Raw genomic sequence first — 13437 nt, forward strand, 5'->3', positions numbered from 1 at the left:
AGCAACCAGATGGTCGCTTCATTGACTAACTTATAATGAGGACTAACCCTGCCAAGATACCAATTAGCATGCCTGCAATGACATCTTTGGGATAGTGAACGCCACCCAGAACACGGCAAATTGCCAAGGTTGCAGATAAAATTAACAAAACTAATCCCAAACAAATATTGAAGGAGAGAAAACACATAGAAATCATGGTTGCTGAAAAAACATGACGACTGGGCATGGATTGTCCAACTGTATCCTTTGTCATAATGGGCTGGATAGACCATTTTTCATAGGGCCTAGCTTGATTGATAACCTTGCGAATGATGGTCACCAGCAAAAAAGTCAGGCCTGGTACCAAGATATAGATTAATAATTGATTTGGAGAATTCAAAGAAATGTAGCCTAACAAAAGCGGATAGAGCAAGTACATGAGCTTGGTAACGGATCGATTAAAGGTAGCTAATAAAGAAAGAGCCAGAGGTGATTGCCGGATGGAAGAGGTCAAGTTTTTATAGAAGCTTGCGTAATCCCTCATACTTGATACTTCCCAATAATATCTGAAACTGATTTCCCTTTAGCCAACCAGTCCACCAACTTATCCAAACGGCGAATTTCTTGCATGAGGGGATCTTCAATCGCTTCGATTTGCACCCCACAAATCTTACCTGTGATATTGCTACGGAATGGTGTATAATGTGGTGCCTGACGGAAAAAATCCCCGAATGTCAACTCGGATTCCATGAGTTTTTCAATCGTCTCTAGGTCGTAACCTGTCAACCAGCTGGTCACATCCAAAACATCCTGTCGGGTCTTCCCTTTTCGCTCCGCCTTAGCAATTAAGGCCTTGAAAACACTGGGAAAGGTCATATTGTAAATCCGATGGCTCATAGCACTCCTCTTTTTTTAATAATCTTAAGGACTATTGTAACAAAAAAGAGCTGGTATTAGTACCTCTTTTTGAATCCGGTAAAAAATTATTTTCTTGTATCCAGTTGGAAATCTGTTTGCAACTTAGCGATGACTTCCTCCAGTAGCTCTTTATTAACGTTATATTTGACATGCTTGTCCTCGCGATTGAAGATTAAGAGTTGGGCGTTGATGAGTTTTTGCGTATGAAAGGACACAGCAGCCCCGGTAATAGCAAGAGCTTGTGCAATATCCTTACTCTTGGCATGGGGTTTGGTTAGCTCTACCAAAACATTATATCGGGTCACATCACTGATGACCTTGAGAATAGTAGTGAACTGATCCACATCCAATTCCTTATTCTCTCCCAAAAGTTGGTCTATTCGGCAGGAGAGGATAAAATAGTGATACAAACTACCCTGGGCATCCGAAGTATAGGATAAAAACCGGATAATCCAAGGACTCACAATGTAGAGACCCACTTCCTCTTCTTCTCCCAGATAAAATGAAGAATTGGATAAATAGGGAGATTTTGTAAACAGTTCTTCTAGAGAGAAAGCTCGAGCAAAAGCTTGGCGTTCCTTTACGCCTTTATCCAAATATGGTTGATAGAGGGGAACCAGCTCCCTAGAAAGGGTAACTAATTCCTGCATAGAATCCATAGGCTTGCGATAAAACTGGCTAAAGTACCACTTCGTGTCAGCTTTTGCTGTTGACAAGTCCAGTCGCTCCCAAAAATCAGCTTCCTTGTCCATCTGTTCGGGTTCGGAATTTAATAGTTGCTTTAAATGTTCTTGAATTTCTTCTTCAGTCAAACTTAAGCAATAGGTGTGAACATCTTCCACATCTTCAACGTCTATATCTTTGTCTACCATTTCAATAAAAACAGAATGAAGCAAGCTAAGACCGTATCCCATCAGATAATATTGAGCGATTCTATCTTTATAAGGGGCAAAGACTTGCTTGAGCTCTTCTAAAATTGGAAAGACGTCCTTGAGAATTTCTTTTTCTTTATTGGATAAATCCCATTCTCCATCAGAGCCATCTTCAGGAAAAATGGGTACAAAGAACTGTTCTACAATCTGACTGGCTTTTTCGGAATAGATGACCTTCATTTGCATTCCTCTTTCTTCAACACTTATTTAAGTTTATCTTATCAAAATCAAACAAGCATGTAAACCGTTTGCTCTGCTTAGATTGCTTTTTCAAGAGTAGAATGCATTTTGAGTCTGGCAGATTTCAAGGTAAAAAGGATAAGGATAAGAGATAGACCTAAAAAGATAAGAGCAATGGCTTGTGATGAAAGGACGACTACTAAAGCTGATACTAGTAGACGACAAGTGACCAGGCCTAGAGTACAGAAGGTATCAATTCCTGCACCAATAGTGGCCAACCGCTCTTCTGGCAGTGCCCGGACGATAAAAGCATGCATTTTGGGTTGACTGGCACCCGCTAGAACCATACTGAAGAAATTAATGAGCATAATCAGATAAATGTTCTGCAAGAAAAAGCCAAAAAACAGTAAACTCGGCATAAAGGCTATGCTATTCACCAATGTTATAAAGTTAGTATTTTTGAGAAGAGTAGTTGAAAGAATACTCCCTAAAATAGTAGCCACGAGACTGATGATGACCAAACTGGATAAAGTGATGGCAGGAGAAACAAGAGCAAAGCTAGCATTTTCCTTGATTGTGAGAAGAAGCAAGCCATCCTGTCCTGCAAACACTGCGTTGAGACCAGCAATGGTTACAATAGAGACCTTGAGTGACGGAATATTCTTAACGGCCTGATAGGAATCTTTGAGACTGAACTAAAAATGTTGAAAAAAGCTTCCAGATCCTTCTGCTACTTGCTCTTGACTGGCCTGAATAGGATTATCTTTGAGCAACTTGTTTAGACTTGGGCGAATAGCCATGATAATCAGCAGACTAACTAGAAAGGTTCCAGCATTGAAAAAGGCCAAGTGTTGGTAAGTCATGATACCGATGAGGATTGCCCCACTGGATTGAAAAAGAATGCGTAACATTGAGCTACTAGCCTGCCGAAAGGCATACATACTTTCGCGTTCATTATCAGCAACGATACGTAGGCTAATAGGAGTAAAAAGAGCATTTTCATATTGACCAGCTAGGTCAGATAAGAGATTAACGATTACTGCCAAAACAACCACCCAAAGAGCTGCTGGAAATCCCATCGCAAAACCAATTATGAGATAGAGAACGACTCGAAAAAGTAGGGTTAGGGATACACGATCCACCTTGTTCTTGGTCTTGTCCCCCCACATGCCCGTGAAAATCATGGTCAAAAACGGAAGACTTTCTGAAATAGTGACCAGGGAAATAGCCAGCTTTGCTTCTGGTAAAAGTAGGACATAGTTCATCAAAGCTAAATAGTATAGAACATCTCCAAAGTTGGATAGCATATCTGCTACAAAGGTCGCCATAAAGAGTTTGTTTTGTAGAATCGTTTTCATTTTCTAACCTCACTTAATTTATATTAAATATTTATTTAATATAAATATTATACATTTCTTAAAAATAAAGTCAATTATTTATTTAATATTATTTTTTAAAATTAAGTGATTATTTAAAACTATTAAAAATAACATTCTAAAAAACAGTTCCCTTCATATCTAGCGTTCTTAGCAATCAGAGAAGCAAAAAGTGAACATGTTTATCTTTCTAGTCAACAGAAAGATAAACATGTTCACTTTTTTTGATAAATTTTTTTAGCTTGAAGATATCTGTCCTTAAATTTTTAGACAGAAAGCATCCCAGGCTTGGAGTTGCTTGGTTTTGCTCACAGTTTCTACACAGGTATTGCCAATGATAACCTCCCCCTCAACGGCCAATTCAAATGGTTGAACTTGGTCCGATAAATTGACCACAATCAGGTAACTTTCATCCGCCGTTCTACGTTTGTAGGCAAATACCTTATTCGCCGTATTCAATAATTCAAAATCCGCATCGATCAACCAATCTTGTGTTTTGCGCAGAGCAACCAATTTTTGGTAGGTATAAAACAGGGACTCAGAATCAGCCAATGCTGCTTCGACATTGATGGCTTCGTGGTTTGGATGAACTGGCAACCAAGTCTTATCTGCCCTTGAAAATCCTGCCTGCTGACCTGCTGTCCATTGCATTGGTGTTCTGGCATTGTCGCGTCCTATTGCCCGGATACTATCCATAATCGATTCCAAATCCTGTCCTTCTTCCAGGGCTTCCTTGGCATAATTGACGGACTCAATATCCTCAATTTCGGTCAAATCAGCAAATGGATAGTTGGTCATGCCGATTTCTTCTCCTTGATAGATATAAGGAGTTCCCCGCATCAGATGCAAGAGAACGGCAAAGGCCTTACCAGATTTTTCACGGTATTCTCCATCATTTCCCCAGATAGAGAGGACACGGGGCAGATCATGGTTGTTCCAAAAGAGCGAGTTCCATCCTTGGCCCAGTTCCAACTTTGTCTGCCATTTGGTAAAAATTTCCTTCAAAGCCGGAACATTCAACTCTGTCTCATAATCCCACTTCGGCGCATTTGGTTTGTGTTGCAGCCCGATATGCTCAAACTGGAAAACCATGGACAATTCGTGATTGTCAGGATTGGAATACTGTTTGGCAATTTCAGGTGTTGCCCCCCATGTTTCTCCAACAGTTAACAAATCCTTATTGAGGAGACTGGCTTGGTGCATTTCCTTGAGGTAGTCGTGTAATTTGGGTCCATTCCCAGTGATTTCTTGATCTGGAATCTTCCCAATCAAATCGATAACGTCCATGCGGAATCCTGCAACACCCTTATCAATCCAACGATTCATCATGTCATAAATCTTTTGGCGGAGGTCTGCATTTTCCCAGTTGAGATCAGGTTGCTTCTTACTGAAGAGATGAAGGTAGTACTGATTAGAAGCCTCATCATACTGCCAAGCTGAACCAGAAAATGTTGATTTCAGTCCATTTGGTTGATCACGCCAGATATAAAAGTCACGCTCAGGACTGCTTGGGTTCTCACGCGCTTCCACAAACCAGGCGTGCTCATCTGACGTGTGATTGACCACCAGGTCCATAATGATACGGATATGGCGTTTATTGGCTTCTGCCAACAATTCTTCCATGTCTGCCATATCGCCAAAAATGTCTGCAATGGCCTCATAATCTGAGATATCATACCCATTATCATCCATGGGGGATTGGTAAACAGGTGAGAGCCAGATGGCTGTGATTCCTAACTTTTTAAGGTAATCCAATTCGCTGATGATTCCCTTCAAATCACCAACTCCATCTCCATTGCTATCCATGAATGATTTTGGGTAAATCTGATAAATTGTCGCCTTATGCCACCAGTGTTTTTTCATGCTATTTCCTTTCCCTTTTCAACAGTAGGAAAGCTCCATATCATCTGGAGCTTTCTTACTAGGAGGTCAATTTATTTCTTTTACCAAATTATAGCAAACGTTTTCATCAAACCGCAATGGCCAATCTGATGAAAATATTTGTGCAGGTTGCACAGGTCATATAGTCGAATGAATTAGCTTTAAGACTAGGAACTGAGGTGCAGGCAGCTCCAACAGTCAGGGGAGTGACTGTTGGAGGCGGGAAATAAAAACTGACAAAAGTCAGTTTACCTAACAGTCATGGGATAGACTGTTGGAGGACCGAAATAAAAGAAACTAAGTTTCTCTCAACTGGAGTACAGCAAACCGGTAGTGACAACGTATCAAACATACTAATTCAAATGACTATAATAGAAAAAACAAAAAGATGGAAACTGCTGCAAGGTTAACTACCTTCGAGCCTGTTTGGTTTCAATCTTTTTGATTTTATCAGAGTATTAGTAGGCTAAAACGATTGATTGATAGGGTTTCAAGGCAATCTTTTGGTCAAGTTCCCCTTCTTCATCGTAGTTATTCAAAAGAATCTCCACGATAGGTTTTGCCAGTTCGAGGCCGACCTCAGAATTTTGGAAATTAGTGATAACGGCAACATTTTTATCCAATGTACGTTCATAAGCAATGACACCCTCCATCTCTTCAAACAAGGGATTGAATTCACCCAATTGAATCGTTTTTCCATATACAGGATTTTTGTAGAGTCTGGTTAGACGCTTGTAGTAATTGAGAACAGAGGCTTCATCATCTAATTGAGCAGCGACTGTAATCGAACGGTTTGGTTGCTGACTAAACATCCATGGACGAGTGGTTTCAGAAAAACCGAAATAAAGACTATCATCCCATTGTACAGGAGTACGGGCGTTATCGCGGCTAATTTTAGTAACAGCATTAAAGGCTGATACTGGACTGTAACCATCCTTAATCGCCACTTCATACTCATTGAGAGTACTGATGTCATCAATTTCTTCTAAACTACCAAAAACTTGGTTTTCCATCCCAATTTCTTGTCCCTGATAGATGAATGGAATCCCTTTTCGCAACATAAAGACTGTTGCAAAAGCTTTCTTGCTCGTATCATTCAGGTCTGCTTCTGGAATATAGCGACTGACACCCCTTGGCTGGTCATGATTTTCGATAATGGTCGAAATAACACCTACAGGATCATTGCGTTTATGGGCCGCAAAGATACTTTCTTTAATTTGCTCGCTTGTTGGAGTTGTAAAATTGTGCCAGCCATCTTCTAAATTGATGGTGGACTGCTTGAAATCAAAGATGGATGAAAAAACACTATCCTCTCCACCAATCAAGAATTGCAGGTCTTCGTCACTCTCATTAAAGACTTCTCCCACTGCAAAAGCATTGTACTTTTTGAAGGTTTCTTCATACATTTCCCGCAAGAATGGTTCAATCGGCTGAGCATTCTCAAGAAATACTTCTGGCGTCACGAGCCCATCTTTATTATCTGTCTTATAGTTGGTCCAATTCAGGTCTTTTTTGATGTTGATAATAGCATCAATTCGGAATCCTGCCACCCCTTTTTCAAACCACCAATTCATCATATCATAAATTTTTCGCCGAACAAGGGGATTTTGCCAGTTTAAATCAGGCTGTGTTTTGTGGAAAGAATGGAAATAATAAGTATCTGTTCCTGGAAGTTTCTCCCACATATTGCCACCGAAATAGCTCCTCCAATTACTTGGTGGTCCATCTGGACTGTCTACAAAATAGAAGTAATCACGGTATTCACTGTCTGGACTTTCCAGAGCTTTCTGGAACCATTCGTGCTGGTCAGAACAATGGTTGACCACTAAATCCAAGACGATATACATATCACGCTTCTTAGCTTCCGCAATCAACTCATCCATATCTTGGTCGGTTCCAAAAATAGGATCAACCGCATAGTAATCCGAGATATCATAGCCCTGATCAACAAAAGGGCTTTTAAACATAGGTGAAAGCCAGACAATATCCACCCCTAAATCTTTTAGATAATCTAGTTTTTCTGTGATTCCTTTTAAATCACCGATACCGTCATCATTACTATCTTTAAAGCTTTTGGGATAAATTTGATAAGCAACTTTCCCCTTCCACCAATTTTTTTCCATACTATTCATTTTCTCCTTCATTTATTTATGAGATAAAGCTACTTATTTAACAGCACCATCTGCAATACCCTTGATGATATTCTTTTGTAGGAACAAGAACATCAAAATAACAGGGGTAATCGTAATTAAGACAGCTGGGAAAATCAAGTCCCAGGAATTTCCGTACTGACCTGATTCAATCTTAGCAAAGTAAACGGAGAGGGTTAAGGTCTTGATCGGACTATTTCCAATCACCAAAAATGGCAAAAGATAGTCATTCCAAATCCACATTCCGTTCAAAATAATCACGGTCATAGTCGTCGGTTTCAAGAGTGGCATGATGACTTTGAAGTAAACCTGAAATGGACTTGCTCCATCAATAATAGCCGCTTCTTCCAAGGAGGCTGGGATACTCTTAATAAATCCATGATAGAGAAAGAGAGACATGCTGAGTCCGAAACCACCATACATGAGAATCAGCCCAGGTACATTTTTCAAGCCCATGTTATCAAAAATGCTGATAAGCGGATACATGATGGCCTGAAAAGGAATCAACATGGAGGCCGTAAAGCAGAGCAAGAGAACAGTGGATAGTTTTGACTTAAAGCGGACCATCATCCAAGCGGCAGCCGAAGAAACAAGAATAATTAAAGCAACTGACAGTACGGTAATGACTAAAGTTAAGACAAAGGAACTACCAATATTAATTTTTTCTATGGCTGTTTGAATGTATTCAAAAGAGAAATTCTGAGGAAAAGCCATGGGTGATTTAACAATCTCCGTTTGAGATTTAAAGGAGTTCAAGACTAAGAAGACAACTGGAAAAAGGGTAAACAAGGCCATGATTGTAATGACTGCATACCGTAAGTAAGAATTTGTATTCTTTTTCATTGTACTTCAACCTCCTTTCTCTTAGTAATGACCACTTGTGTCAAGGATACTACAGCGATAATAATGAAGAAAATAACCGCTTGGGCCTGGGCCATACCATAGTTGTTGGTCGTATCTTTAGGAACCCGTAAGATTTGCAAGGCCAGCATACGGGTGCTGAACTCTCCGTTGGTCAAGGCTACGTTAGGATCCAAAAGTTTGAAACAGTTTGATAGAACCATAAAGAAGACAACTGTAAAGCTAGGCATTAGCATTGGGAAAGTCACATGACGTAGTTTTTGCCAATAGTTTGCTCCGTCAATATCTGCAGCTTCATACAAATCATCGGAAATGTTAGAAAGGCCTGTGATGTAAATCAACATCATATAACCAGACATCTGCCACGTTACCATGATCAAGAGAGCAATAAGATTTTTACCACTGTCTTGGGTCATGTTGTTCAACAAGTCAAAGGGCATTGAGCCATTAGGTCCAAAGAGCATCTTTGAAAAGACATTCTCATAGATGAAGAGCCAGATGTAGCCAAGAGCCAAGCCTCCCAGTAGGTTTGGCAAGAAGAAGGTCGCACGGAAAAATCCAACCATTTTGCCCAATCCATGAAGAAAAAGTGCTTGAGCCAAGGCTACAACATTGACTGCTACCACTGCCATGACTGTAAATTTTAAAGTATAAATAAAGGCTTTTCGGAAATTTTCATTCTCAAAGGAACGAAGATAGTTTTCAAAACCAACCCAGGCTTCAAAAGCATTGCTCCCACCTGCAAAGTAAACGCCTCGCCAAGCAGAGAAAGAGTAGAGGACTCCAATGATAAATGGGACCAATACCACCAATCCGAATAATATAAATGCTGGCAGGACAAATGGTGCAAACCATTTTTTATAAACAGAATTCATATGCTTCTCCTAAATAATTCTAAAATGATAGGAGTGAGAAGTTTAGTAGCCCCCTTGGCTGACCGACTTTTCACTCCTGTCTTTCGTCTCTAATTAATTTGCCGCAGCTTTCAAGTCTTCCCAAGTCTTGATATACTTGTCAGCAAAGTCTGAGTAAGTTTTTTCGTCCCAAGTTTCTTTGGTCATGTAGTTTTCTTTCAAATCATTTCCGATTTCTTCAAGGAAGTTTCCTGGAGCAGCATTGTATGGATTTGAAAGGGTATCTTCGCCAAGATATTGAACGATAGCGTTGTTTAATGTATTTGGTGAATCAGTAGCTGTTGGATCATTGTACATGATGAAGCCACTTTCTTCTTTGAGGAATTTAAGACCGCGCTCTGAGGTATAAAGCCATACGAGGAAGTCTTCTGCAGCCTTGATTTTTTCTTCGCCAACATTTTTGTTGATAGTGAAGTAGTTTGGAATAAAGACTGGAATAGATTTGGTAAAGGTTTCCGCTTTGCGTCCTTCAACAGAAATATCTTCTTGTGTGAAAGGCATTTTTACTGGAAGCATATCGAGAGTGGATACGATATCTTTATTCAATTTGACAAGGTTAGGATAGATCCAGTTTCCTTGTTTGATGAAGAGACCTTTATGGTTGGCAAACAATTCTAGAGAGTAGTCATATGAACCAGTTGTTGTGTTCACGTATTCAGGGCCACGTTTATTTGGGCCATTTTCACCAGCTGCATGCGCTGTGTTGTATTCCAAGACACCCATGGCTTTGATGATAGCAGATTTTGCTTTTTCCATTTGCTTAGGATCTGTGTACAAGGCATCCGAATAACTTTCAAAAGCAGCATTGATGGGAAGATTAGCCATGAAATGGTCTGAGTAGGTCCATTTTTCAGCACCCGCTTCCACAAAGACACCCGTCAATTGCTTGGTAAGATCTGTTTTTTCACTTGCAAAGGTATAGGTATTGCCATTCAATGTAACACTTGCACCAGTTGTGCCCTTAATGAAAGCATCAACAGCATCTGTAAACTTACGGAATGAATCAAAATCAGAAGCTTTAAGATCCGCTGCTAATTTAGCAGTATCTGCTCCTGCAAAAAGTTCACCCAAGAGCTTGCTATCAAAAACATACCCATAGCCTTCTACAGTATAAGGAATCCCGAAGTTTTCCCCATCCGTTGAACGTAGTCGTTGCGCTTCTGGAACTTGTTCAGCCAATTTCTTCAACTCTTCATTAGATGAGTCATTGAGATTGTAGAGGAAATCACCATCTTTTGGCCCCCATGGCACCAGGGAAACTGTTGAGAAGATCGCCGGTGGATTTTTAGAAGCCATCTCTGCATTGGCTATTTCTGTCGTATCTGTACCTGATCCCGGAGAGAAAACTTTGAGCTTTTGCCCAGTTTCTGCTTCATAGTCTTTTGCTAATTGTTCCAACCCTGGACCAATTTCACTCTTGGTATTAAAAATGTATAGCTCATTGCTATTGCTTGAACCACCAGAATTTCCACATCCAACTAGAGCAACACCTAATGAGACAGTTGCTAGCATGCGCAAAAATGTTTTTTTCTTCATAAACATCTCTTTCCTTATAAAATTTGAAGGCCATTTCACTACTTCATATTTCGCTGTTTGTTTTTCGTTTGATATATATCGATGATCCTATTATATGAAAACGTTACCATTTTGTAAACCGTTTTTATAAAATTTTTTTAAAAATTTTTATCTATCAAAAAATTCACTCAAAACCTTGCTATCTTATGTAATTTTCTTTATACTAAGAAAAAAGAAGAAAGGGAACTTCCTATGTCAGCTAGTATTACAGATGTTGCAAAAAAAGCCAATGTCTCTGTCACGACAGTATCCCGAGCTATTAATGACCATCCCTATGTTTCTGACAAAACAAAAAAACGCATCCGAAAGGCTATGCAAGAGCTCAATTACTATCCTAATAATATCGCTCAACAATTAAGAGGGCAAAAAACAAAGTTAATCGGCGTGACGGTTTCCTTTATTACCAACCAGTTTTTCGCCTACCTAGTGGATGCTATTGAAAAAAAAGCCAAGCAAATGGGCTATCGTCTGATTATATTACAAACATCTGAAAGCCCTGAACTGGAAGATTTTTATCTCGATCTCATTGCCAAAAAACAAATGGATGGCATCATCGTTACCAGTATCGGTCAAGCCACTCCAAAATTAAAAAATCTTATAAGTGAAGGAAAAGTTGTCCTCTGTAACCGCTATTTGGGAGATGAACCATTAGATATGATCCGCATCGATGAAGAGGAAGCTTGCTATCAAGGGACAAAATTGTTGATTGAAAAAGGACATGAACGTATCGCCTTTTGCACGGGAAATCATCGGCCACCTTCACCAAGTGATAAACGGTACAAGGGTTTTATGAAAGCAATGGATGAAGCTGGTCTACCTTTCAACCATCGCCACTATTTCAAAAAAACTATGGGTATTGACGGCGGTCGAAGCTTTGCTCAAGCCTGGTTAAAAATGAAAAGAAATCGCCCTACTGCTGTCTTTTCAAACGGTGATATGACGGCAGCAGGTATAATATCTGAAGTTCAGAAGCATGATTACCGTGTTCCTGAGGATTTGGCTGTTTTGGGTTTTGATGATCAACCGATTGCAGAACTAACAACACCTGCTATCACAACTATCGCTCAACCTATAGAGGAAATGGGAGAGTTAGCAACAGAAATATTAATCAACTCTCTAGAAGGCAATGAGGTCCCTAATTGTAGACTTCTAAAAACCGAACTAGTCATAAGAGATAGCCTATAAAAAAATGAATTCGACATCCCTTCGAATTCATTTTTCCTTTTATTCAAACGTCACGTTCTGTCCATTTTCAAGAACTTTATAGGTCAATTCTTTCAGGTTAAGACTTGCCTCTGAAACAACTGATTTATCTGCATTATATCGTGTAATGACAATACTATTGTCATCAGGAGTCGACACGTCTATACCACCATCTAAATCAAATGCAGAACTACGGTTGCGGTAGGTAAAGAGGCTGAGGAGGGCCTTGACGACAGGTCGCTCCACCTCTTGGGCAATTTCTTCACTGGTGTAATAGTGACGATTAATATTACGGCCTTCTTTAGTGTTTTCTAACAGTTCCAAGTCATTTTTACCTGCTAAGAAACCAACATAATAAACTTGTGGAATCCCTGGGGCAAAGGCTTGAATCAGGCGAGCCAGGAAGTATTTCTTATCATCATCTCCCAAAGCCGAGTAATAGGTTGAGTTGATTTGGTAGATGTCTAAGTTATTGTACTCTGCCGATGAATACTTGCGCTTCACATTGGCGCCAACCTTATAAAGTTCATTGGAAGCAAAATCAATTTCTTCATCAGTCAATATATCCTTGACATCAACCACTCCGATCCCATCATGTGTATCCAGAGTCGTAAATTGCTTCATAGGACTCATTTTCAACCATTTAGCTAGCTGATTGGTATGACCTGAATAAAGGGCATGAAGAGGCACCATTGGAAGAGCAAAGTCGTAGACATAATAATCATGATCGGCAATCTTGAACTGAATCGTGTAATGCTCGTGGATTTCTGGCAATAATTCTGCTCCTGCCGCCGCAGCCATATCTCTAACCTTGTTCAAGAGATCCCAAATTTCAGGTTCAACAAAGAAGTCATTCGTGTCCAATTTCTTGATAGCATAGGCAAAGGCATCCAAACGAATGAGATCACAGCCATTGGCCGCTAAGTTTTCAATGGTCTTTTGGATAAAGTCCATGGTGACTTGCTTGGTCACATCTAGGTCAATCTGCTCTTCACCAAAGGTATTCCAGAGGTGCTCCTGGCTACCATCTGCAAAGATGATTTCCTGCATAGGAGCCTTGTCCTTACGCTTGTAAATCAAATCTACATCTTCTTTAGTTGGACGATTTTCAGGCCAGAATTTTTCCCAACGTAAGAAGAGATCTGCATATTCTGAGTCATCCTTTTTCTCTTGAAAATCCTTATAGTACTTAGATTGGCGAGAAATATGATTGATCATAAAGTCAAACATGAGGTAGTATTTTTCACCCAAACGTTTCACATCATCCCAGTCCCCAAAAGCGGCATCTACTTCCTCATAGTCCACAGGTGCAAATCCACGATCCCCAGTTGATGGGAAGAATGGCAGGAGATGAACCCCTCCAACTGCATCACCGAAATACTTGCTTAAAATCTCATCCAATTCTTTCAAGTTCTTACCCAGACTATCTGAATAAGTAATCAACATTGTTTTATTTGTAATGGCCATC

General features: G+C 39.9%; 10 protein-coding genes and 1 pseudogene. 1 reads left to right on the forward strand and 10 read right to left on the reverse strand.

Features of this window, described 5'->3' with window-relative positions; translation table 11 throughout:
• Nucleotides 1-25: 25 nt before the first annotated feature.
• The 9 genes and pseudogenes from BN1356_RS05920 to BN1356_RS05960 all read right to left on the reverse strand — a co-directional run bounded on the left by BN1356_RS05920 (nt 26) and on the right by BN1356_RS05960 (nt 10727).
• Nucleotides 26-523, reverse strand: a complete 498-nt coding sequence (locus BN1356_RS05920) for a phosphatase PAP2 family protein (RefSeq protein ID WP_093650466.1) — start codon at nt 521-523, stop codon at nt 26-28.
• A complete protein-coding gene (locus BN1356_RS05925) occupies nt 520-876 on the reverse strand; it encodes a DUF2200 domain-containing protein (protein WP_093650467.1) in 357 nt (118 codons plus the stop codon). Before BN1356_RS05925 ends, BN1356_RS05920 begins: the two co-directional genes overlap by 4 nt.
• Before the next feature lie 86 nt (nt 877-962).
• Nucleotides 963-2009 (reverse strand): ArsR/SmtB family transcription factor, encoded by a 1047-nt coding sequence (locus tag BN1356_RS05930; protein ID WP_093650468.1) that lies wholly within the window; start codon nt 2007-2009, stop codon nt 963-965.
• A gap of 77 nt (nt 2010-2086) precedes the next feature.
• Nucleotides 2087-3367 (reverse strand): annotated as a pseudogene (locus BN1356_RS05935) (MFS transporter).
• 276 nt (nt 3368-3643) lie between these two features.
• Nucleotides 3644-5248: a glucan 1,6-alpha-glucosidase DexB gene (gene dexB, locus BN1356_RS05940; RefSeq protein WP_093650469.1), complete on the reverse strand. Its 1605-nt coding sequence runs from the start codon at nt 5246-5248 to the stop codon at nt 3644-3646.
• 476 nt (nt 5249-5724) lie between these two features.
• The gene (locus BN1356_RS05945) at nt 5725-7389 is read right to left on the reverse strand and encodes an alpha-glucosidase (protein WP_093650470.1); all 1665 of its coding nucleotides are present in this window, start codon (nt 7387-7389) and stop codon (nt 5725-5727) included.
• Between the two features lie 42 nt (nt 7390-7431).
• Entirely contained in the window at nt 7432-8259 is an 828-nt protein-coding gene (locus tag BN1356_RS05950) for a carbohydrate ABC transporter permease (RefSeq protein WP_093650471.1), read from the reverse strand.
• A complete protein-coding gene (locus tag BN1356_RS05955) occupies nt 8256-9152 on the reverse strand; it encodes a carbohydrate ABC transporter permease (RefSeq protein ID WP_093650472.1) in 897 nt (298 codons plus the stop codon). Before BN1356_RS05955 ends, BN1356_RS05950 begins: the two co-directional genes overlap by 4 nt.
• Before the next feature lie 93 nt (nt 9153-9245).
• Entirely contained in the window at nt 9246-10727 is a 1482-nt protein-coding gene (locus tag BN1356_RS05960) for an ABC transporter substrate-binding protein (RefSeq protein ID WP_176694235.1), read from the reverse strand.
• A 231-nt stretch (nt 10728-10958) separates the two neighbouring features.
• On the opposite strand from BN1356_RS05960, the gene BN1356_RS05965 reads away from it, so the two are divergent.
• A complete protein-coding gene (locus BN1356_RS05965; RefSeq protein WP_093650474.1) occupies nt 10959-11951 on the forward strand; it encodes a LacI family DNA-binding transcriptional regulator in 993 nt (330 codons plus the stop codon).
• Between the two features lie 39 nt (nt 11952-11990).
• Here the strand turns inward: BN1356_RS05965 and gtfA are convergent, their stop codons facing one another.
• Entirely contained in the window at nt 11991-13436 is a 1446-nt protein-coding gene (gene gtfA, locus BN1356_RS05970; RefSeq protein WP_093650475.1) for a sucrose phosphorylase, read from the reverse strand.
• Nucleotide 13437 lies beyond the last annotated feature (1 nt).

Source organism: Streptococcus varani, assembly GCF_001375655.1.
GTDB classification, from domain to species: domain Bacteria; phylum Bacillota; class Bacilli; order Lactobacillales; family Streptococcaceae; genus Streptococcus; species Streptococcus varani.

Coding starts and splice junctions, on each gene's coding strand:
- BN1356_RS05920 (WP_093650466.1), bottom strand. CDS start 523: ATGAGGGATTACGCAAGCTTCTATAAAAACTTGACCTCTTCCATCCGG.
- BN1356_RS05925 (WP_093650467.1), bottom strand. CDS start 876: ATGAGCCATCGGATTTACAATATGACCTTTCCCAGTGTTTTCAAGGCC.
- BN1356_RS05930 (WP_093650468.1), bottom strand. CDS start 2,009: ATGAAGGTCATCTATTCCGAAAAAGCCAGTCAGATTGTAGAACAGTTC.
- dexB (WP_093650469.1), bottom strand. CDS start 5,248: ATGAAAAAACACTGGTGGCATAAGGCGACAATTTATCAGATTTACCCA.
- BN1356_RS05945 (WP_093650470.1), bottom strand. CDS start 7,389: ATGGAAAAAAATTGGTGGAAGGGGAAAGTTGCTTATCAAATTTATCCC.
- BN1356_RS05950 (WP_093650471.1), bottom strand. CDS start 8,259: ATGAAAAAGAATACAAATTCTTACTTACGGTATGCAGTCATTACAATC.
- BN1356_RS05955 (WP_093650472.1), bottom strand. CDS start 9,152: ATGAATTCTGTTTATAAAAAATGGTTTGCACCATTTGTCCTGCCAGCA.
- BN1356_RS05960 (WP_176694235.1), bottom strand. CDS start 10,727: ATGAAGAAAAAAACATTTTTGCGCATGCTAGCAACTGTCTCATTAGGT.
- BN1356_RS05965 (WP_093650474.1), top strand. CDS start 10,959: ATGTCAGCTAGTATTACAGATGTTGCAAAAAAAGCCAATGTCTCTGTC.
- gtfA (WP_093650475.1), bottom strand. CDS start 13,436: ATGGCCATTACAAATAAAACAATGTTGATTACTTATTCAGATAGTCTG.